Annotated in this window: 17 protein-coding genes and 1 tRNA gene; 14 read left to right on the forward strand and 4 right to left on the reverse strand. The window is 38.2% G+C overall.

Translation table 11 applies throughout. The features are described 5' to 3' along the window. Nucleotides 1-301: 301 nt before the first annotated feature. Nucleotides 302-1696, forward strand: coding sequence for an efflux RND transporter periplasmic adaptor subunit (locus ACST13_RS04410; protein ID WP_459522013.1), 1395 nt, complete (start codon nucleotides 302-304; stop codon nucleotides 1694-1696). 75 nt (nucleotides 1697-1771) lie between these two features. Beyond that, nucleotides 1772-1845 (forward strand) — tRNA-Asn (locus tag ACST13_RS04415). Between the two features lie 357 nt (nucleotides 1846-2202). On the opposite strand, the gene bla is transcribed toward ACST13_RS04415, so the two are convergent. Continuing rightward, a complete protein-coding gene (gene bla, locus ACST13_RS04420; RefSeq protein WP_459522014.1) occupies nucleotides 2203-2958 on the reverse strand; it encodes a subclass B1 metallo-beta-lactamase in 756 nt (251 codons plus the stop codon). A 303-nt stretch (nucleotides 2959-3261) separates the two neighbouring features. Between bla and ACST13_RS04425 the strand changes: the two genes are divergently transcribed. The 6 genes from ACST13_RS04425 to ACST13_RS04450 all read left to right on the forward strand — a co-directional run bounded on the left by ACST13_RS04425 (nucleotide 3262) and on the right by ACST13_RS04450 (nucleotide 15237). After that, nucleotides 3262-3639 carry a hypothetical protein gene (locus ACST13_RS04425; RefSeq protein WP_459522015.1) on the forward strand — a complete coding sequence of 126 codons (378 nt, stop codon included), beginning with the start codon at nucleotides 3262-3264 and terminating at the stop codon, nucleotides 3637-3639. Between the two features lie 103 nt (nucleotides 3640-3742). After that, the gene (locus tag ACST13_RS04430; protein WP_459522016.1) at nucleotides 3743-4828 is read left to right on the forward strand and encodes an efflux RND transporter periplasmic adaptor subunit; all 1086 of its coding nucleotides are present in this window, start codon (nucleotides 3743-3745) and stop codon (nucleotides 4826-4828) included. Between the two features lie 22 nt (nucleotides 4829-4850). Beyond that, on the forward strand, nucleotides 4851-8081 hold the full coding sequence (locus ACST13_RS04435) for an efflux RND transporter permease subunit (protein WP_459522017.1): 3231 nt from the start codon (nucleotides 4851-4853) through the stop codon (nucleotides 8079-8081). Further along, the gene (locus ACST13_RS04440) at nucleotides 8071-9483 is read left to right on the forward strand and encodes a TolC family protein (RefSeq protein WP_459522018.1); all 1413 of its coding nucleotides are present in this window, start codon (nucleotides 8071-8073) and stop codon (nucleotides 9481-9483) included. Before ACST13_RS04435 ends, ACST13_RS04440 begins: the two co-directional genes overlap by 11 nt. Nucleotides 9484-10447: 964 nt before the next feature. After that, nucleotides 10448-13456 carry a SusC/RagA family TonB-linked outer membrane protein gene (locus tag ACST13_RS04445; RefSeq protein WP_459522019.1) on the forward strand — a complete coding sequence of 1003 codons (3009 nt, stop codon included), beginning with the start codon at nucleotides 10448-10450 and terminating at the stop codon, nucleotides 13454-13456. Between the two features lie 32 nt (nucleotides 13457-13488). Continuing rightward, nucleotides 13489-15237 (forward strand): RagB/SusD family nutrient uptake outer membrane protein, encoded by a 1749-nt coding sequence (locus ACST13_RS04450; RefSeq protein ID WP_459522020.1) that lies wholly within the window; start codon nucleotides 13489-13491, stop codon nucleotides 15235-15237. Nucleotides 15238-15422: 185 nt separating this feature from the next. Here the strand turns inward: ACST13_RS04450 and ACST13_RS04455 are convergent, their stop codons facing one another. Beyond that, complete coding sequence (locus ACST13_RS04455) at nucleotides 15423-16493, reverse strand: phosphatidylinositol-specific phospholipase C1-like protein (RefSeq protein ID WP_459522021.1); 1071 nt, start codon at nucleotides 16491-16493, stop codon at nucleotides 15423-15425. A 373-nt stretch (nucleotides 16494-16866) separates the two neighbouring features. Beyond that, nucleotides 16867-18174, reverse strand: a complete 1308-nt coding sequence (locus ACST13_RS04460) for a hypothetical protein (RefSeq protein WP_459522022.1) — start codon at nucleotides 18172-18174, stop codon at nucleotides 16867-16869. Between the two features lie 253 nt (nucleotides 18175-18427). On the opposite strand from ACST13_RS04460, the gene ACST13_RS04465 reads away from it, so the two are divergent. Further along, on the forward strand, nucleotides 18428-18895 hold the full coding sequence (locus tag ACST13_RS04465; protein ID WP_459522023.1) for a GNAT family N-acetyltransferase: 468 nt from the start codon (nucleotides 18428-18430) through the stop codon (nucleotides 18893-18895). 22 nt (nucleotides 18896-18917) lie between these two features. On the opposite strand, the gene ACST13_RS04470 is transcribed toward ACST13_RS04465, so the two are convergent. Further along, a complete protein-coding gene (locus ACST13_RS04470; protein WP_459522024.1) occupies nucleotides 18918-19490 on the reverse strand; it encodes a hypothetical protein in 573 nt (190 codons plus the stop codon). A 169-nt stretch (nucleotides 19491-19659) separates the two neighbouring features. Here ACST13_RS04470 and ACST13_RS04475 point away from each other — a divergent pair, with 169 nt between their 5' ends. The 5 genes from ACST13_RS04475 (at nucleotide 19660) to ACST13_RS04495 (ending at nucleotide 22754) form a co-directional block, all read left to right on the forward strand. After that, nucleotides 19660-20730, forward strand: coding sequence for a serine hydrolase domain-containing protein (locus ACST13_RS04475; protein ID WP_459522025.1), 1071 nt, complete (start codon nucleotides 19660-19662; stop codon nucleotides 20728-20730). Between the two features lie 81 nt (nucleotides 20731-20811). After that, nucleotides 20812-21006, forward strand: a complete 195-nt coding sequence (locus tag ACST13_RS04480) for a hypothetical protein (RefSeq protein WP_459522026.1) — start codon at nucleotides 20812-20814, stop codon at nucleotides 21004-21006. 2 nt (nucleotides 21007-21008) lie between these two features. Beyond that, complete coding sequence (locus tag ACST13_RS04485) at nucleotides 21009-21467, forward strand: hypothetical protein (protein ID WP_459522027.1); 459 nt, start codon at nucleotides 21009-21011, stop codon at nucleotides 21465-21467. A gap of 106 nt (nucleotides 21468-21573) precedes the next feature. Further along, nucleotides 21574-22047 carry a nuclear transport factor 2 family protein gene (locus ACST13_RS04490; protein WP_459522028.1) on the forward strand — a complete coding sequence of 158 codons (474 nt, stop codon included), beginning with the start codon at nucleotides 21574-21576 and terminating at the stop codon, nucleotides 22045-22047. Nucleotides 22048-22118: 71 nt separating this feature from the next. After that, nucleotides 22119-22754: a DUF1835 domain-containing protein gene (locus ACST13_RS04495; protein WP_459522029.1), complete on the forward strand. Its 636-nt coding sequence runs from the start codon at nucleotides 22119-22121 to the stop codon at nucleotides 22752-22754. The last annotated feature ends 100 nt before the right edge of the window (nucleotides 22755-22854 follow it).

The raw sequence follows: 22854 nt of genomic DNA on the forward strand, positions 1-22854 counted from the left end.
GGACTTTTTGACTAAGACGAAGTCGACTAAGTTGCGAAGCAACGACTAAGTCACGAAGTGACGACCCATTGACTAACACGAAGTCGACTAAGCGACGCAGTCGCGACTAAGTCCGAAGGACGACTAAATCGCGAAGCGATGACTAGAGAATTAATTATAAACAATAAATAAAGTCACAAAGACTAAGACGAAGTCGACTAAATCGCGAAGCGATGACTAAGTCCGCAGGACGACTAAGCGACGCATTCGCGACTAAGTCACGAAGTGACGACTAAAGAGCGGCGAAGCCGCGATTAAAACTATGGCAACTAACAACAACAGTAAGCGGACTTGGATGATCATCGGAGGCGCGGTGGTATTGATTTTTGGCGGATTATTTCTAGCCAAAAAAATGGAATGGATCGGGAAGGTCGAGCCCACGGAAGTAGAGTTCGCGAAGGTTTCACGTTCAACGATCATCGAAAAAGTAAGTGCATCTGGAAAGATCCAGCCGGAGGTAGAGGTGAAATTATCCCCAGACGTTTCTGGAGAGATTGTTTCTTTGAATGTGGCGGAAGGCGATTCAGTTGTGGCTGGCCAAGAATTATTAAAGATTCGTCCAGATAACTATGTGTCTCTTTTGGCACGTGCAGAAGCGCAAATGAACGCGACGAAAGCAAATATGGAACAAAGTAAGGCGGTGTTAGCCCAAAGCGAAGCACGTCTTTCTAAGGCTAAAATCGATAACGATCGAAATGCGAAATTGCACAAGGATAAGGTAATTTCTGATGCTGATTTTGATCAATTTGTATCTGCTTACACCGTGGCCAAACAAGATTTGGAAGCCGCAAAAGCAAACGTAAATGCGGCAAACTATAACGTGAAATCTTCAGAGGCGACTTTGAAAGAAGCGAAAACGAATTTAACGAAGACAACGATTTATGCCCCTCAAAGTGGTATCATTTCTAAGTTGAACGTTGAATTAGGGGAGCGTGTGGTAGGAACATCACAAATGGCGGGAACGGAAATGTTGCGCATTGCGAACTTGAATAAAATGGAAGTGCGGGTAAATGTAAACGAAAATGATATTACTCGCGTAAGTATCGGAGATACGGTATTAATCGACGTGGATGCGTTCTCTTCTAGCGAACGCAAGTTCAAGGGGGTGGTCTATGAAATCGCGAGTTCGGCGAATTCGAGTGGCGCGTCTGCTGTTTCAAATGATGCAGTAACGGAATTTGAAGTAAAGATTCGTGTATTGCGATCGTCTTATGCGGATTTAATTAAAGGTAAATTGTCGTATCCATTGAAACCGGGAATGACGGCCTCTGTGGAGATTTTGACCAACAGACAAGAAAACACCTTAACTGTTCCTTTATCATCTGTGACAACGCGCGAAATAGGCGCTGTTGCAGAAGGCGAAAAGAAAGAAGAAGATGGAACGAATTCAATGAACTCAAACGATGCCTTAGAAACGAAGAAACGCAAGGAAAACACGAAAGAAGTGGTGTTTGTGATGGAGAAAGGCAAAGCGAAAATGATTCAAGTTAAAACGGGGATCTCGGATTTTGAAAATATCGAAATCGTGTCTGGCTTGAAAGACGGACAAGAGATCATTGCAGGGCCATACGCGACGGTAGCCAAGAAGTTGAAAGAAGGAGACTTAGTGAAAAAGAAGGATCCAAAAGCAGCAGAAAAGGCCGCTGACAAGAAATAAATTGAAAAAAACGGGGGGCTATCTTGCATTTACTGATTTAGCCCCCTATTTTTGCAGTCCCAATAGGAACAAAATTCCTTCTTAGCTCAGTTGGTTAGAGCACATGACTGTTAATCATGGGGTCCCTGGTTCGAGCCCAGGAGAGGGAGCAAACAGGAAAGTCACTAGAAATGGTGACTTTTTTCGTTTAAAATCCATCTCTATTCCCCCTATTAATCGATTTTCTTGGTTCGAGCCCAGTAGAGGGTTTGGTGGTTTTTCGACCAATTTAATTGGGAATTATACCTGTGATTTTCGATTTGTGCCAAGAATGTGCCAAGAGTTGGTTTTAATCAACGTGATTTCAACTTTTTAAAAGTGAGAAATCATCCTGTAAATTGGGGGAAGTTTATGACCTCTTTTTGATTTGTGCTCCCTCTCTTATCGGAAGTTGCAATCATAAAGCCATGATTGGGCTTGCCAGTATCAGGAAATTGAAGGATTATACTTAGCCCAAATTGGGACCTCTACTTAGTTTTAAATAATTTAATCGTATAATCTAATAGGTCCAGATTACCTATCTTGCCGTGACCAGGTATAACAATTTTAACATTTGGATATTGTTGTTTCACTTTCTCAACAGTACTTGACCATTCTCCAACATTGGCATCCCCCAAATACCCTTTTGTGGCCTGTAGTTCTTTTATTAAACAGCCTCCAAATAATATGTTCTCCTTTGGGAAATAACCTACAACGTTATCTTTAGTATGTCCTTGACCAAAATATTTTACAACGGCATATGTATTTCCAAGGCTTAATTTAAGGGAATCGTTATATCCATTTTGAGGCACTACAACATTATTTATTTTGGCTAATTCGATGGTACTAAAATTTCCAAACGAAGGGATTTGTAACTTATGAAATGAGTCTAATCCCCCTAAACAATCATCGTGAAAGAGAGTGGGAACAATCGCATTTATTTTACAATGAAGTTTTTTCATAATAAAATTGATTAATTCTTCAGCACTTTTATTATTTGTTGGTGTATCAAATACAACCACTTCATTACTATTTCGAACTATCATTCCGTTACAGGCAACATTCCCGAAATCATTTGTTTGTAGGTATGAAGTATGCAAAAATGCATTATCAGAAATTTGAATGATAATCAAATCTTCAGAATGATAAACTTCAATAGGCTTAAATTCTTTGGGACTCAACGTACTTTGGGAATATAAATTTCCACATAGAGAGAAAGTTAGAACAAAAAGAAGTGTTTTCATATGGTAAATATAAGAAAAGATGCAACTAGCCTAACCCACTGATAGACAAAGAAAAAGCCATCATTTCTGATGGCTTGTCCAGTGTGGCTCCCTTGATAGGTGAAATGTTGCAGCCGTTTTCAATGTTTGAGCGCCAGTATTATTTGCGAAAGTTATTATTACGCAGACAAGACGCTGAATTAGTCTTAAAATTTAATTAATACTCAGATATATTAGGCTAACCTGTATTTCCATTGTAATATTACACCTACTTACAAATAAAGAATACAGTTAAAAATGCATCATAGCAAAGGCATGAAACTAATGAAAAAAGTCAATGTACGTTTTATTGTCTTGCTCATTTTTATAAGCTTATTTCAGCATTTTTCTTTTGCACCTTTACAATCTACACTCGGACTTTCAAAATCAATTTCAGGTACTACTCAAAATACCCATTTTGAAAAAACTTCTGTAAAGCATTATCAAAGTCAAACTGACCTATTTGTAGAATTTGAAGAAGATGAACTTCAAAACGAACACGTCTATTTAAAAGCGTCACTCTCCAGTAATTGGAATTTCAATTCAATTCATTACTCAGTATTAGCGAATACCCTTTATTTAAGCTTAGCTTTTGCTAATCTTAGCAAAGTTGAAATGCCCTTCTTTGTGCTCTACCATTCCTGGAAGAGCGACTTATCTTAAGTTCATTTTTTCTAACGCATTAATTGTTGCGTAATAACATATAAGCAATCTCTTGTTTGTGTGTTTCTTCTATTGTATTTACATCACCATTCAAATAAAATAAATGAAAGGGTTCCCACTCGTTGCTATAGCAGCAACCATCCTACTTTTTACTTCCTGTGCAGAACATGAAGCTGAAAAAGAAAAAGAAACGACATTTACTGTTACTAGCCCAATACAGATAGATACCACTATTTATAAAGAATACGTTGCTCAAATTCATTCTGCAAAGCATATAGAACTTAGGTCTCAAGAGAAAGGATATCTACAAAAGATATTTGTAGACGAGGGGCAAATGGTAAAAAAGGGGCAAATAATGTTTAAGCTTATGCCAGCCATATACGAGGCTGAGGTTGGAAAATCAAAAGCAGAGCAAAAATTTGCACAGATTGAATATAAAAACACCAAGAAACTAGCAGATGAGAACGTTGTTTCTGCTAATGAATTGGAACTAGCTAAGGCGAAGTTAGATAAAGCGAACGCAGAATTACAAATCGCACAAGCGCATCTTGGGTTCACTGAAATTCGTGCTCCTTTTGATGGCATTATGGACAAATTTCATACGCTACTTGGAAGCTTAGTAGAAGAAGGTCAACAACTTACAAGCCTTTCAGATAATCGTAAAATGTGGGTTTACTTCAACGTAGCAGAATCTGAGTATTTGGATTATATCCAAAAAGTGCAATCCAAAAACAAGCAAAAAGTATTATTACAAATGGCCAATAAAGAAATTTTTGAAACGATTGGTTATGTGGAAACCATCGAGGCAGATTTCAATAACGAAACGGGCAATATTGCATTTAGAGCAACCTTCCAAAATCCCAAAGGAATCCTTCGTCATGGGGAAACAGGTAATATCATGATGCCTATTAAATTAAAAAATGCCATCCTCATTCCACAAAAATCTACGTTTGATGTACTTGATAAGAAGTATGTGTATTTAGTGGATGCAAATGGCGTCATTGCATCTAATGAGATTACTATCGCGCAAGAAATTCCACACTTTTATGTTCTTGCCTCTGGACTAAAACCAACTGATAAAATTCTTTTAGAAGGATTAGGCAAGGTAAAAAATAACGAAAAAATTAAGTTCAAAGTCGTTTCATTGAAAAAAGAATTGGCTGAAATCAAAAATATTCACGCCGAATAATGGCACGATAAAATAAACAATCATGTTTAAAAATTTCATAAAAAGACCCGTACTAGCCATTGCGTTATCATTGGCAATTGTATTTTTGGGTTTCATTGCAATCACAAAATCTCCGATTGCACAATTTCCGGAGATTGCTCCACCAAGGGTAAACATCTTTATAGAATTCCCTGGTTCCAATGCAGACGTATTGGTAAAATCTACTCTAACCATTTTGGAGCGCGCCATCAATGGTGTACAGGGAATGCAGTATATGCTTTCTGATGCTACAAGTGCGAGTGAAGCAAGTATCGAGATCATTTTTGAGCCAGGTACAGATCCAACACTTGCGGCTGTAAGGGTTAAATCGAGAGTAGATCAGGTCATGACCAATCTGCCTCCACTTGTTCAACGCGAAGGAGTGATTATCTCTCCAATGCAACCCAGTATGTTAATGTACTTAAACCTGTATAGCAAAGACAATAAAGTGGATGAAAAGTTTCTTTTCAACTATGCGAATACCTTTATTCTTCCGGAATTACAACGTATTAGAGGGATGGGGCTTGCGCAAGCGATTGGTAGCAGATCTTTTGCCATTCGTGTCTGGTTGAATCCAGAACGCATGAGGGCTTACAATATATCATCGAAAGATGTATTAAAATCAATAGATGAGCAGAGTGTACTAGCTCGTCCAGGTCGTGTAGGGCTCAGTTCGGGTAAAACAGCACAATCTCAGGAATACGTATTTACTTATAAAGGGTGGTACAATACGCCAGAACAATACAACGATATTATTTTGAGAGCGAATGCGGAAGGTGAGATTTTGAAACTTAAAGATGTTGCTAAAGTTGAAGTAGGTTCTGAATTCGTTGACATCTACTCAAATAAAGACGGACATCCTTCTGCTTCGTTGGTCTTAAAGCAAAATCCAGGTAGTAATGCAAGGATTGTGATTGACGATGTTAAAACAAAATTGGCCGAATTGAAAAAAGATTTTCCTCCGGGAATTGACTATGAAATAAACTATGATGTCTCCAAATTCGTAGACGCCTCGATCGAAAAAGTATTGCACACTTTATTGGAAGCATTTTTACTCGTGGCATTTGTTGTATTTATCTTTTTGGGGGACTGGCGCTCTACTATTATTCCTATACTCGCAGTACCGGTTTCGTTGATTGGCGCATTTGTATTTATGAATGCTTTTGGTATTAGCATTAACCTTGTCACCTTATTTGCACTCGTACTAGCCATCGGAATTGTTGTTGATGATTCCATCGTAATGGTAGAAGCTGTTCACGTAAAGATGGAGGAGGAAAACCTTTCTCCATATGCAGCGGTGCAAAAGGTCGTAGTAGAAATTAGCGGTGCGATTATTGCCATTACCCTAGTCATGACATCTGTATTTATCCCCGTTGCATTCATGACTGGCCCTGTTGGTGTGTTGTATCGTCAATTTTCATTAACAATGGCAAGTACTATTGTTATTTCGGGATTTGTCGCTTTAACCCTTACACCCGTTTTGTGTGCTATTCTGCTCAAGAATACACATGGTAAACCAAAGAGGAAAACACCTATCAATCTTTTTTTAAACTGGTTCAACAAAAGCTTTGATCGCGCAACTGGCAAATACGAAAAGCTGCTTATTTTAATTGTCAATCGAAAAACTTTGACTTTTGGAATTTTGTTTGTCTTTGGCCTTGGTATCATGGGCATTAATAAAGTACTTCCTGCGGGCTTCATTCCAAACGAGGATCAGGGGCAGATTTACGCCATCATTCAAACTCCTCCAGGAACTACTTTGGAGCGTACCAATGAGATTTCTAGAAAACTTCAATTACTGTCAAAAGAAGTTGAAGGTGTTGCTTCTGTAACTTCACTTGCAGGCTATGAAATCCTAACAGAAGGTCGTGGCTCCAATGCCGGTACTTGTTTGATTAATCTAAAAGACTGGTCAGACAGAAAGAATAATGTAAAAGAGGTGATAAAAGAACTAGAAGAAAAATCTAAAGACCTCCCAGCCAATATCGAATACTTTGAACCACCCGCTGTTCCAGGCTATGGTACCTCAGATGGATTTTCTTTACGTTTACTTGACAAAGGTAGTGATGTAGATTACCAAGAATTTGATAAGGTAAATACGGAGTTTGTAAAGGCATTGAAAAAACGAAAAGAACTAAGTGGACTGTTTGCATTTTATTCTGCAAAATATCCCCAATATGAAATTTTCATTGACAATAGTTTAGCTATGCAAAAAGGCGTCTCCATTGGTGAAGCTATGGAGAATTTAAATATTATGGTCGGTAGTACTTATGAGCAAGGTTTTATCCGCTTTAATAATTACTATAAAGTCTATACGCAAGCATCCCCAGAATTTAGGAAGCAACCATCCGATATCTTAAATATGTTCATTAAAAATGATCATGGCGAAATGGTTCCTTATTCTGCATTCATGAGCATCAAGAAAACACAGGGTCCAAATGAAATATCTAGGTACAATTTATACATCTCCTCTTTAATCAATGGTGTTCCTGCAAACGGATATTCCTCAGGGGATGCGATTGAGGTTATCAAAGAAGTGGCTAAAACCTCTTTGCCCAGAGGATATGATATTGCATGGGAAGGTATTTCTTATGACGAATCAAGAAGAGGAAATGAAGCCTTATATATTTTCTTAGTCGTGATCTTCTTTGTTTACCTGATTTTATCTGCACAATATGAAAGTTTTATATTACCACTGGCTGTTTTACTTTCCATCTTTCCTGGGGTATTTGGTTCTTTCTTTTTATTAAAATTAATGCATTTGTCCAATGACGTTTATGCACAGGTTGGGCTTATTATGCTGGTAGGATTGCTAGGCAAAAACGCCGTATTGATTGTTGAGTTTGCCGTACAAAAACAAAATCAAGGTGCAAGTATTTTAGTGGCAGCCATTGAGGGCGCTAAAGCTCGTTTCCGCCCAATCCTTATGACTTCATTTGCATTCATTGCAGGATTGATACCACTTGTATTGGCAAAAGGTCCAGGCGCAGTTGGGAATCACACGATCGGCGCATCGGCCCTTGGAGGGATGTTGTTCGGAACAATTTTTGGCGTCATTGTCATTCCTGGACTTTATTACATTTTCGCAAAACTTCAGGAAGGCAGGTCACTCATTAAAGGGGAAGATCTAAACCCATTAACAGAGGAATTGGTGGAAAATAGAGAAGATTCCGCGCTTGTTAAACAAATCAAAAACATCATCAAAAAAATAAGGAGGAAAAAAAATGAAATTTAAATATATATTCTTGCTTACTTGTATAGGCTTTGCTGGATGTAAAATCCCTGCATTAGTTAGTAAGCAAGAAAACAAAACAGTTCCCGGATACTATAATACCGTTCAAGATTTAACCAACATAGCGGCCATAAAATGGCGTCAGTATTTTAATGACCCCTACTTGATTGCGATTGTTGATTCTGCTTTAAAAAATAATCAAGAGTTGAATATTGCACTTCGTGAAATCGAGATTGATAAAAATGAAATTCAATCAAGAAAAGGGGAGTACTTGCCATTTCTTAATTTTGGAGCCGTTTCAGGAGTAGAAAAAACGGGTAGATACACTTTTGATGGTATTTCAGAGGAAGATCTAAAAGCCAGGCCAGAAACTGGACCAACGCATATTGGAGATTTTAGAGTTGGCGTTTATGCTTCTTGGGAATTAGACGTTTGGAAAAAACTAAGGAATGCTAAAAAATCAGCTACGCTAAAATATCTTTCTACGATAGAAGGTAGAAATTTTATGGTAACGAATTTGATCGCTGAAGTTTCTACCGCTTATTATGAATTGTTATCTCTTGATAACTTACTAGCGATTGTTGAGCAAAATATTGAACTTCAAAAAAATGCACTTAGAATGATCAAATTGGAGAAAGAGGCAGCAAAAGTAACTCAGCTAGCTGTAAACCGATTTGAAGCACAATTATTGCATACTCAAAATTTGCAGTACACTATTCATCAAAATATTGTTGAAGCTGAAAATAAAATTAATTTCTTATCCGGTAGTTTCTCGCATCATATTGCTAGAACCAAAGGCTCATTGAATGATATTCCAGTTGAATTGATTCAAAGCGGTATTCCATCTCAACTATTATTAAATCGTCCCGATATTCGACAAGCAGAACTTGCTTTGGCTGGTTCAAAATTAGATGTGCAAATTGCCAGAGCCAATTTTTATCCATCCTTCCGCCTAAGTGCAGGAACAGGCTTTACTGCATTTAATCCAAGTTTTGTTTTCAGACCAGAATCAATCCTTTTTAATTTTGTGGGAGATGCGGTTGCTCCTTTGATTAATAAGAACGGTATTAAAGCGGCATATAAAAATTCAAATGAAAAACAGATCATTGCTGCATACGAATATGAACGTTCTATTCTGAGTGCTTTCGTTGAAGTAGTCAACCATCTATCTTTTATAGATAATTATAGAAAAAGTTATGAAACTAAGTCAAAAGAGGTGGAGATCCTAAATCAATCTATTGACATTTCGAACAAACTTTTCATTGCTACGAAAGCAGATTACATTGAAGTTTTACTAACGCAACGGGAAGCATTAGATGCAAGGATTGAATTGATTGAAACCAAACTAAATCAGTTAAAAGCTAAAGTCAATATATATCGATCTTTAGGTGGAGGGTGGAATTAGTTTAACACAAGATAGACAAAGAAAAAGCCGATCATTACGGATCGGTTTTTCTTTAGGCTCCCTTAATAGATGGAATGTTGCAGCCGTTTTCTTTGATAGAACTTGCCAGTATCAGGAAATTAAAGGGTTGAACTTCGTGTAAAGTTGCAGAAAGTGAATGCTTTGTAGTACCAAAATGAAATTAGTTACGGCACTATCCCATTAACTGTGTAAGTAAAAAATAAAGGGTTCGTAAATGTCATTTTACATTTATTTGATTTTTTGTTTTTTAATATCTCTCCTGTAAATCGTCAGCAAAATTGGACCGATAGAGGTTATTTCATAGGGAGTGTTTCCAAACAATTATTAACTTAACAAAATGGAAACAAGAAAAAAAAGAAATTATACATTCACAAAAACACGAAACACTTCTTTAGGAAAAGTCCACTTTAGTTTGACGACGTACAGTATCTAATGACTGTTTTGACCAAGAGTGGTTATTTAAGATTGATGAGAGTGGACTTGTTAAATAATTTCCTAATAGTTACATGCTCAATCATCGCTTTATAGTTGCATTTTTCGTCTGTAATGGGAGCAAACACGAAAGTCATCAGAAATGGCGACTTTTTTCGTTTAAAAACCTCCCCATCTTTGTGAAAATGAAAACGCATAGAAGCCGTCAAATTATAGGACAATTAGCATAATGAAAAGCGGGAGCACTGTCGTTTACCTTACTCTGGAAGGTGGATGAATTGTCGAATGAATAAATAGTATTATCAAAGTTTTATCTGGAGAGAGCCAATTTTAGTAGAAATGGTTTCTCAAAGCTAATTTTTCAAAGGACTTCTTATTTGTTTGTTAATTCGGATTTAATATTCTAACAAAAGATTTAAGATAGTTTTGGGGACAAATAAATCAATTAATATCAGTCCCAAACTATTACTCAATTATGATTGCACAAAAAATCTTTTGGAGGGGTTTAATCATGGCATGTTTGCTGCTTACCCTCAACTTTACTTTTGCCCAACAAACTCAAATGACGGGCAAAGTTAGCGACAACAAAAATGCACCAGTTGGACTGGTAAAAGGAACTGTACTAGATGAAAATGGTGCACCACTTCCGGGAGCATCTATCCGTGTTAAAGGCACTACTACAGGTACTGTTACCAAATCAGACGGTAAATTTTCTCTGGATGTAGCAACAAACGCCATCTTGGTGATTTCTTATATGGGCTACGACTCAAAGGAAGTTTCCGTGAATGGATTAACCACCTTATCTATTGAACTAACGCCAGACAGTTCTGAGCTAAATGAAATTGTGGTCGTTGGATACGGTATCCAAAAGCGTGCTGATGTTACGGGAGCAATTTCCTCTGTGAAAAGCGAAAATTTTAATAAAGGAGTCGTTAACAACCCAGGTGAGCTTTTGCAAGGTAAATTGGCAGGTGTTGCCATTACCACCACAAGTGGTGAGCCAGGAGCTAACCAAAATGTGATCATTCGAGGTGTAGGTAGTTTGCGTTCTGGAACCCAGCCACTTTATGTAGTGGATGGCTTTTTATTGGACAACTCCTCTACTGGTGTGGCCACAAACCCGCTTAACTTCATTAACCCAGCCGATATTGCGAGTATTGACGTGTTGAAAGATGCAAGTGCAACAGCAGTTTACGGTTCGAGAGCATCCAACGGTGTAGTGGTAATCACTACCAAAAAAGGATCAGGTAAGGGTCAAGTAAACCTTAATTTGTCTACTGGATTCGCTTCCCTTCCAAACCAGCTTCCTGTATTTGATGCTGCCACTTTCCGTGCGCAAGTAAAGGCTGTAGGTGGAACCTTAGTTGATTTGAAAGGAAATACCAATTGGCAAGACGAATTGACTCAAGTAGGTATTGCTCAAAATGCAAACCTTTCTTTAAGTGGTGCAGCCAGTGACAAGTTCTCCTATTTTGCTTCAATTGGCTACCAAGATCAGGATGGTATTTTGAAAAACAGCAACTTGAAGCGTTACTCTGGTAAATTGAACATCAACCAGAAGGCGTTAAACGGTAAGTTGAATATTGACTACAACTTAACTGCTTCTCGTACGGAGAACTTGCGTCCTGCGATTTCTTCTGTGATCAGCGATATGATCACCTTGAACCCAACGATTCCAGCGTATACCAATGGACAGCCAACAGATTTGCCGACCAATTCGCTTAATCCATTGAGAAGAAATCAGATCTACCAAGACATGGCTATCAATAACAGAATATTGGCCTCTATTTCTCCTTCTCTTCAGCTTGCGAAGGGCTTGGTTTATAAGATGAACTTTGGTGTGGATTATTCTGCGACCAACCGCGATGTGCAGTACAAGCCATTTCCATCTGTAGTAAACGAGGGTAACATTTCGAATGGTGCGTTGGATTTGACTTTTGATCCTAACACTAATCAGCTTGTAGAAAATACCTTAAGCTACAATTGGTCTTTAAAGTCTCATAATTTGACCTTCTTGGCAGGACACTCTTACCAAGATTTGCGCGATGAAAGCAAGACTATTTCTTTCCAGGGCTTTGTAAACAACGCCATTGAGCCAAGATACCAAGATCAGACTAGCACGGGAACGTTCCCAACTGCCGTGAACACTGGGGCTGTACGAAATGAATTGCAATCCTATTTTGGTAGACTGAATTACGCATTTGCCAATAAGTACCTTGTGACAGCAACGTTTAGAGCTGACGGTTCTTCAAAGTTTGGAGCCAACAACAAGTATGGCTACTTCCCTTCCGTTGCCTTGGGATGGAACGTGATCAACGAAAGTTTTATGGCCAACTCTTTCTTCAATAACTTGAAGGTTCGTACCAGCTACGGTGTAACAGGTAACCAGGAAATTCCTTCAAAAATCACCCTTGCAAGTTTCTCTGAAAACAGATTGGCAACTGGTGCAGGAAGTTTTAACACCTACCCTCTCGATCCTTCAGCAACGACGATTGATAAGTATCCTTACGGAATTACGTATACGCGATTGGCCAACCCCAATTTGCAATGGGAAGTATCTTCTCAGCTAGATTTTGGTGTTGACTTCTCCTTGTTCAACTTTAGATTGTCAGGTACCTTGGATTATTTCAGCAAGGTGTCTTCCAATATTCTCTTGGAGGTTGTTCCAGCTGACCCTATTCAGCCAACCGCTACATTCTGGAATAATATCCCAGATATGAAGATTGTGAACAACGGTCTAGAATTGGCCTTGGATTATAAATCTGACCCAAAAGGTTCATTTACCTATAATGTGGGAGGTAACGTTACCTATATCCAAAACAAAGTAGTTGATTCTCCTTATGCTGTTTTGGTGACGGGTGCTGCTCAAGGATCTGGACAGACCGGTGCTACCATCAACGGATACATCAACAATGAGCCGATTGGAGCCTTTTACATGTACGAGTTTGAAGGAGTAAAGGATGGTATCAGCGTCTATAAAGACACAAATAAGGATGGTAAAGTGTTGGACAACGACAGAGCGGTTGTCGGAAGTGCGATTCCTGAATTCATTTATGGATTCTATTCCAACTTCAATTACAAAAATTTCCAGTTGGGCTTGAACTTTAATGGTATGTCTGGAAGTAAGGTGTTTAACCATACAAACATGACCTTATTTCCTAAGGCTTTATTAGCTCAGTCTAACAATACTACAGACTTTGCAGTGCAGTATCCTACCGAAACCTTAGCTAACGCTAACATTGTATCTACCCGTTACCTAGAGGATGGATCTTTCCTAAGATTGAATAACGCCACTCTTGCGTACAATGTACAGCCAAGTAAAGTAGGCTTAGGTAAAGCATTCCAGAACATTCAATTCTCTGTGACCGGTCAAAATCTATTCGTTTTGACAAAATATTCTGGATTTGATCCGGAAGTGAACACAGGTTCAACTTCTGGAGGCATTCAAACATTCGGTATTGATCGATTTACTTACCCTAAGTCTAGAACTTTCTTGATTGGTCTAAACCTAACATTTTAATTACAATAAAAGATTTATAAAATCGATAAAAAATGAAAAAATTACTAGTATTTAAATTGTTGCCGTTAACGGTGTTCTTCTTCGCATTTTTCGGGTGTACAACGCTAGAAGAAGATATCTTTGACGAATCCCTAACGGGTTCAGGTCAGGCGGAAGTAGTAAGTGGTTCAATTGGTCCGGTATACGGCTTTTTGAGAGGTGCGATCTGGTTACACACAGCAAATTTCGGTCTTCAGGAGATTGCTTCTGATGAAGCTATCCTTCCTTACCGAGGTGGAAGAGACTGGTTTGATGGTGGTAAGTTCATTGCTGTTCACCAGCACCTCACTACCCCAGGCAATGCCTTGGTAGGTGATACTTGGACCTATATGACGCTAGGCTTGTCTCGTGCATTGACCGCAGAAGAGCGAATGAAATTGGAAGTTAAAAAGGGCAATGCAGCTGCTCAGGACGCGCTTTATGAGATGGTTGCTATGAAGGCGTACATCAACATGATGATTCTTGACAACTGGGGCTTGGTATTTAAGAAAAATGCGACTAACGAAAAATCTGAGATTTTAAGAGGACAGGCAGCTGTTACTTACCTTGAAACTGAATTGCTATCGGTAAAAGATCTTATTAAAAGTGATAAAGGTCCTGGTCGATTTAACCAGTTTTCCGTGAAAGCACTATTGGCAAGGTTATACTTGAATGCCGCAGTTTATCGTAATCCTTACGGAACTCCAGCCTTCAAAAAAGAGGATATGGACAATGTGATCAAGTACACCAACGAAATCATCGCTGGACCCTATGCTCTTTCTGCTGAGTATTTCGACATTTTTGGAGACAATAATAGCACCAACCGTGAGCTTATCTTCGCAATGGATCAGCGCGGTGTATTGCAGACAGAACACCAAAGATGGCAGTATTGGTCCATCTCGGGCGACTTGGTTCCACGACCTGAATTTCCAAATACCCGTGGTACTGATGCGGCAGCGATGACCACAGATTTTTACCAAACTTGGGTAGATGCTTATGGTTCAGTAGATCCAGCGGTGGCAGATGCTCGTTTTAGCATGAAACAAACGATGGTTCCTGCAAATCTACAGAACCTGACAGGTATTACTCCTGCAAACGACGAGAACCAATATTACTGCGTGGATGCCAAGTCCTTCCAAATTGACAGAGGGATCATTCGTGGGGTTCTTTGGGGACCAAGAAAAGACGCAGGTGGAAAAATTATCTTGTGTCCTGATGGCAAAGTAAGAATCTATCCAGTTATCAATGCAAGAACCAGCGGCGCCAACAGAACTTATGTTAATCACAATTTGCAGGTTGATTTCACAGAGCAAGGGAGTTTGCACAATACAGGTTACCGATTCTCGAAGTATCAATTCAGCAGTACAGGTCAAGATTGCTGTTCTTTCAGTAGTGTTGACTTGGTGTTGATCCGTTTGGGTGAAATTTACTTAATGCGTGCAGAAGCGAAATTGAGAAATGGAGACAATGCAGGTGCCTTGGCTGATGTCAATACTTTGAGAACTTCAAGATCTGCAAGACCAAGTCAGCGTCCAGCTGCTTTGATTACACTAACGACAGATATCTTGTTTAGAGAATCAGGTTTTGAATTGTATTGGGAAGCATTCAGAAGAAACTATCAGATCCGTTTTGGCAAGTACGATGGCTCTTGGACCGGAAAGACAGGTTCTGATCCAAACAAAAGATTGTTTCCAATTCCTCAGAGAGCCATTGATGGTTCCTCTAATGAGAAAGGTTATCTAGTTCAGAATCTTGGCTATTAATTAGAAAATACCAAATATAACTGCGAGGATAAATTAACTTTTAAAACTAAAAAACCGATCGGCTGATGTCGATCGGTTTTTTTATGCTCTTCTTCCAATCTCTTTAATTAGTGGATTCTCTTGATTTCTTGAAAAATTTGAGGGCCATCCCAAGGGTAACAGGAACCTAAAATTTAGTTTTCAACTTATTTTTTACTAGGGTTTAGAACTGGATTTGCTCGTTCAAACTTGTTGCCTTCAAAAGACACCTTGTACGTGGATTTGAATAGCTTGGATGGGAGGTAATAATCGGTGGAGATGACCTGGGCTCCTGAGGATTTAGCTTTTTCAAACTGGGTGTAATCTTCGGTGCGAGCCTCTTCCGTGCCCGAGTCGGATCGGGTACGTATCATATAGCCCTTTCGAACCAATTCTTGAATATAGGCTTCGTTTTTTATAGGATCGTTGATTATGCGAAATCCAGCTTCTGGGTTACCCTCCTTGAGATTGACGAAAAATACTGCACGGGCTAAGCCTGGTTTTTTAGTTAAATAGGTTCTAATTTTCTCTTCACTTTCGTCCAATACAAATAAGAATTTACCCCTTGCTTGGTCTAGGGCTGGCCAGTTGCCGTTGAGGGCACCTTGCTCCACGGAGGCAAAGCTTCCTTTCACTTGGTCTGGGATGATTAGCTTTTCCAAGCCGAGGTTCGTTCTGATTTCCAAGTCAATGCTGTCCAAGGCCGTCGCAGTGAAGGGAAGTGGACGAACCGTATTTGGGATGGGAGCATCTTTTGCATTTACCAGAATAAAGATGGGGTGGTGGTCCGGGTGTGAATTGCTCCACTTTTTGAGTGCCTGAAGGGCCTCTGCAAAAACGAGGTAGTGCGACTGAAAATCAATGTCTTGCACATGGAACATTTTGAGACCTGGTAGAGACAACTTGTTTTCTAGGTCATAGGTGAAGTTGGGATTTCCTCCCTTTTTGATCATTTCTATCCCTTTAGGTTGCGTATATCGGCCACCTTGAGGGTCGTGAAAAACATCAAGTTCTAAGTTTCTCAAACCCATGTCCAATTGTTTTTCAAGTGGCGCATGCTCGTACTCAAGTCCTTTGGCAGTATTGGCATTCATGCCACGGAGGTAAGTAAGGATCTCGGGTGCTATGGCACTTTTGTAGCTATTATGGCTACCAATAATTTGCGTTTGGTTGAGCTTTTGCGCAAGCATGGGAAAGCACAACAGGAAGGAAAGAGCGAGTGAAAGTATGTTTTTCATGACCAAAAGTTTAAATTTTTAAGTTCTCATTAATTTGTGTGAACTGGATTAAAATTACATAATCAAAGTGTTATGATATTGTGTTTAGCTTATAACATTATTCCTTTGTTAATTCTTGCCTCTTTTAGTGGGTATTCACAATGCAAAGCTGCATTTGCGGCTCATTCGCACAACGACTACCTTCAGCCAGTTCCCTTTTGGGGTCATTTAGAGCAGGCTGTGCCTCAATAGAAGTAGATGTGATTTTGAAGGATGAAGGGCAAATCAAATGATACTGTCCACTATTAATCTTTCCTAAATCTTAAAAGATAGGATTTCCAGCTGCAACATTCCATCTATTAAGGGATCCACACTGCGCAAGCCAGTAGTTCATTTACTTTTCAAATTCAATGTAATGCTCCGACGCATATTCATCATCCCCTGGTTTAATTCTTTTTACAAAAAAACGTGCACGCTTCCCAAGTTTAACGGATGTGTATTTTTCTTTGATATCATTGGGGTCATTTAATGGTTGTAATGAAGGGTACCATAAAATATATCCCGGTTTCTGAAATACCAATTCAGGCTTTGACCAATCTTGGCTATTGTTTCCTGTACTCAAATCTTTATGTTTATTAAATGAAATATAGATCTTATCACCTTGCCATGATTTCCCCTCCACTTTCCCCATCATCATTACCCAGCAATTTAAATAAGTATTCCAACTAACAGATGGCCCCCAATGAAATCCACCTGTAGGTGAAGAAGCGCCACCGCCACCTTCATTGATTGGAATTTGTAAAGAACGAACTGGAACCCCATAACTATCGTAAGCAATAGAGAACGATTTGCCATCCCATCTTTTTGCTTCTCCAACTGGAGAATCTAGATCTTTCAAAGCGATACGTGCGATACTTATACATTGACCACTCCATTCTTTTTGAACGGTATACGTTTTTTCATCATACACGCCAGGATAACCATACTCTCCATAAAATAAATACAAATAGTCGCCACTCGCTACAGCAGACGGGTCTCCAACACCGCCCGCAAAAGTATTTGAAGTATTAAATGGCTTTCTAATCATTCTTGGGTCATAATCCTCAATAAAGATGCCTCTGTTATCCCAGCTTTTACCTCCATCAATGGATTTCATCACACCAATTCTACAAACAGCTGCAGGACTTTCTGGACCAGTCAAACCTTGTGGCCAAAGCACATTTCTATATCCCTCTTTGTTAACTGAATCGTATGGTAAGGTGCTTGGATAATTTTCGTTATGGTAAATTCCATATAATGTTTTACTACTTTTATCTTTAGAATCTTGGTAAACAGTTTCAAACCATACAGCTCCATGCAAGCCTTTCTGTCCTATAGATGCATTGCTAGGCATACTAGGGTTAAAGAACTTGCTAGCAGGGTTTTTAAAAACAACCTCTGCATTTTCTCCATCTGAATACTTTAAATCTCTTGCATAACCCCATAAAGGGTCTTCGCCATATTTGCCAGGAAAGATTCTAAATGTATCGCCAATCCAAACTTCTGCCATATTACAATCCACAAACGAATTGAATGTAATTTTAGGAGCAGGGATTAATTTAAACTTTGGAGTTGAGTCTATATTTTGAGTTATATCCAATTTAGTGGAAGATAGTAACCCTATAATAATAGAGAACCAAGAAAATAAAATTAAAAAAGGCATTCTATTTCAATTTATTGTGAGTCATGAAGTTAGTATAAATTTAAAAAAATAATAGTATTCACAAATACTAGTTTAAGCTGCATCTTTCGTTGGTAAGGGGAGCGAGTCGATCAGAACTGATAAGCATTTTTGTTTTTTATCAGCAAGTTAGGCTTCCATTCCCTACCAAAGGGCTAAATGATTTCTGAGCAAAAACAATCTAACGTTTGGTAAAAATATACAAACCTGAAAAAGTAATTCTTATTTTTGATGCATGGATACAATTGAAATAGTTAACTACGAATCTGCTTATAAGGGCGTATTTAGGGATTTAAATGTTGAATGGATTTCTACCTACTTTAAAATGGAGGCGTCTGATTATAATGCCTTAGACCATGCGGATAGTTATATTTTACAAAATGGAGGTCATATTCTGGTTGCTTTATTAAATAAGGAGCCAGTTGGAGTTTGTGCATTAATTAAAATGGACGATCCGTTATATGATTTTGAACTGTCGAAAATGGCAGTCGCGCCTAAAGCACAAGGCAAAAAGATTGGTTGGTTAATCGGGGAAGCCATAAAAGACAAGGCAAGGTCTATCGGTGCAAAAACACTTTATTTAGAGAGCAATACCCTGTTAACACCTGCCATAAGCTTGTACCGAAAGTTAGGATTTGTTGAAGTCTTTGGACGCAATACATCTTATGAGCGTTGCAATATTCAAATGGCGCTTGTCTTATAAGGGAATTATCCAAATTTGAAATTTAATTGATTTTATCGAATACCGTCTTCCAAGAACGCTCTTCCTTCCAAATGTTCGATTTTGCTTTGGCCAAAACGGCAATAGATTTACCATCATTGCTCAAGTTCCAAACCTCAGTCACATCGGTATATGCTTGTTGTTTCTTATTGACCTTATAAGGAGTGCCTGTGATAAAATAGGCTATCGATCGAATGGTCATGGTTTGACCTCCATTGGACAATTTTACACTAAAGGTCTTTCTGTTTTCTTGGTCATGACTAATTTGTCTTGTTTTCCCATCGAAGACCATCTTCTCCAGACCTTTAACAGAAGCGTTGTTTGAAGCCGGGTTTTCTATGGTTAAAAAATTTCCCCGCTCTACGATTTTCATACTTTTAGAAGCCATTCGATCGCCCGCGTCATAGGAGCAAAAAATATTGCCGCCTATACTGATGGCCTCCTTGGCTTGCCATTGGCCAGAAAAGTTAGGGCGATTTGTACCATTTTTTTGCTGTGCTTGTACGGAAATATACATTACCCCTGTTAGCAGAATAATGAGTGAGGCTAAAATGTATCTTTTTTTATTTTCTGCCATGGTTATTTATTAAAAATTTCCTTCAAAGTTATATAACTTTCTGTAAAGAGATAATTTCTGTGGCGGCAATGTTACCTATTTTCTATATCTCATTTTTCTTAAATTTACAATCCTAAACGATTAGGTTGAGGTGAATTGTCTACTGGGGAATTAATAAAATAGAACGATTATGAAGACGTTTAATTTTTTGCTTTTGATCTTATTATTTATTTCAAGTTGTGTCAAAAAGGATGAAATAGTCGAACCGGCACCATCTGATTCTATGTATTTCCCTTCCAATACAAGTTCAACCTGGGAAACTAAAGCTATTTCAAGTTTGGGATGGGATCAAAAAGGAGTTCAACCATTGAAGGATTTTCTTATTCAAAAAAATACAAAATCCTTTATGATTCTCGTAAACGGACGAATTGTCATGGAAGAGTATTTTAATGGACATACAGCCAGCACTACTTGGGTATGGAATAGTGCAGGCAAAACCTTAGTCGCCACCACAACAGGAATTGCACAGCAAGAGGGATTATTGAATATTAACAACAAGGTATCGGATTATTTAGGAACAGAATGGACAAGTATGCCATTGCCAAAAGAAAATTTAATATCAGTAAGAAATTTGCTGACAATGACCGCAGGCAACGATGCTTCAAAACAATATGTGATTAAACAGAACTTGACCTATGTGGCTGATGCAGGCACTAGATGGGCTTACAGTAATATTTTCCAAAAGTTGACGGATGTAGTGGCAAAAACAAGTAATAAGTCGTTTGAAAACTATTTCAACGAAAAACTGAAGAATAGAATCGGAATGGATGGCGTTTGGAATTTTGGAACAACTTTTACCATTTACCAAAGCAATACAAGAAGCATGGCAAGATTTGGCCTTTTGGCGCTGAACAATGGAAAATGGAATAACCAACAGATTATCAATGAATCATTTTTTAATGAGAGCATTTCTACCTCGCAAAACATCAATCCTTCTTACGGTTACCTATGGTGGTTAAATGGGGAAAAGAGTTTTACGCTTCCTGGTGAGCAAACGGTTAATCCAGGTTTTTTAGTGCCAAATGCGCCAGCAGATATGTATGCCGCAATGGGCGCAAATGACCAACGAATTTATGTAATTCCAAGTAAAAAAATGGTTGTAATAAGAATGGGAGATGGGGCGGATCCTACAAATTCAAATATTGCAATATCCGGTTTTGACAACGAACTATGGGGCAAAATAAATGCAGTCATTAAGTAAGCATGCCGATCAGAAATGAATGGTTTTTGTTGGTGTATTATTGGTTGATTGAAGGTTTAAAAATTCATAGTATATTTGATTATGTATAAATTAGATAGGACATATAGCGCTTCAGGAAACCTTTTTGAAAAGAAGGAAGAGGTTACACACTATTTAGGAATGAGTAAGGAAGAAATTGGTAAGGTTTTTGCTTATTTAAATAGTGTTTCTTTTAATTATACTTTTGGGAATCCCCCTGAAATGGACAAATCGGCTTTTTCAATGCGCAAAATGTAGCCATGGGAAATATTTTTAATCTAGATTTTCAAGAATTTTTATTGGCCCTAAATAAAAATGAAGTCAATTATGTCCTAGTTGGAGGATATTCTGTTATCTATCATGGATTCCCCAGAACGACAGGAGATCTAGATATATTTGTAGAAGTTTCAAAAAGTAATTACAAAAAATTGGCCCATGCATTTGAACAATTTCAAATGCCGCTTTTTGACATGTCTGAAGATTCCTTTCTACATCAATCCCAAATTAATGTGTATACATTTGGAAGGCCCCCAGTATGCATTGAAATTTTGAAAGAAATCTCTGGTTTTACTTTTCATGAAATTTATACAAATGCGCTAAATACCGTGTTTGAAGAAATTCCCATGAAAGTAATTCATATAAATGATCTCAAAAGGAATAAAAAACTTAGCGGTAGGGCAAAAGATTTAAATGATTTAGAAAATCTTTCTAAAATATAAGGGCTGTTTTTAAGGAATTATTTATAACATCAAGCCGATCATTTATGATCGGCTTTTTTGTTTTCTATCAGCAAGTTAGGCGTAAGCATCTTTTGTATATTTACCCATGAAAAATCTAATCCTGCTAGCCTTCGCTTTCACAATTGGCACAAGTGTTTTCGCTCAAAGCCAAAACGAAAGAAAAGTGGCGAGTACCCCAGCCGATCTTTATAATAAAATAGCTAATCTGGATAGCGCCTTATTTGCAGCGTACAATTCTAAGAATTTGGATTTAATGAAGACGTATTTTACTCAAGACCTAGAGTGGTACCAAGATAATGGAGGCTTAATCGGCTTTGAGAAAGTGTTTTCGAACTTTCAATCTATTTTCAATAGAGAATATGACCTTAAAAGAAATCTACTAAATGAGAGCCTAGAAGTGCATCCCATAGAAGGTTATGGCGCAATAGAAATTGGTAAACACCAATTCAAACACATTGAAAATGGTAAACTGGAAATAGGTACTTTCAAATTCTTAATGATTTGGAAGAACGACAAGGGTAGCTGGAAAATAGCAAGAGTAATTAGTTATGACCATTGAGCCCTCTTCTCCATCAGGTCCTATTGGAGTATTTTTAGCATCATCTTTTTAGTAGATTTGCCTATCATTAGATGAATACTATAGTGAAGGTGCATATATTAAATGGAGATTTTCTGCAAGATTGTTTACAAGCAGAAAACGCTTTAATTGTTCGTGAAATGTTTGTGGAGGGCCCTATCAAGGCCGATTCTATTAATGAATTATTTCAAGCTAGAGCGACTTATTTGGAAAAAACGTATGCAATTCCTACGGAGGAATATCATATAAAATCCGTTACAGAATTTGAAAAGATTCAACGCATCCCCAATGGCGGGGAAGTGTATTTGTGGTTTGATTATGATTTATTTTGTTTTGTGAATCTACTGTTCATCCTTCAGCTTCTGATTAAAAATAAAACGTTGAAATTATTTCTGATACGCCCTTTGCGAGGAAAGAAATTTAGCATTTGGCAGGGATTTGGGAATCATACAAAATCCGATTTAATGCTTGCTTACTCTCAAAAAACCCCTCTTAAATCGAGAGATTTAAAAGACCTTTTACACCTATGGAATAGGCTAGGGGAAAGCGCAAACATAAAACATCATCGACTTATTCCTTTTCTACAGAAACATCTAAAGGATTATCTATCGTTATCTCAAGCAAGAAAATCAAAAGCGAGTTGGGGTTTTACAGAAGGCCAAATCAAGCGTTTATCGACTAATAGTTGATCCACTTTTGACCCTTAAAACAAAAAGAGGCCATCATCGGCCTCTTTTTGTTAAACTATCCTGGTATCACCAGGGCTTTGGAAAAATCATAGAACATCCT

The organism is Aquirufa sp. A-Brett2-W8 (genome assembly GCF_054558755.1).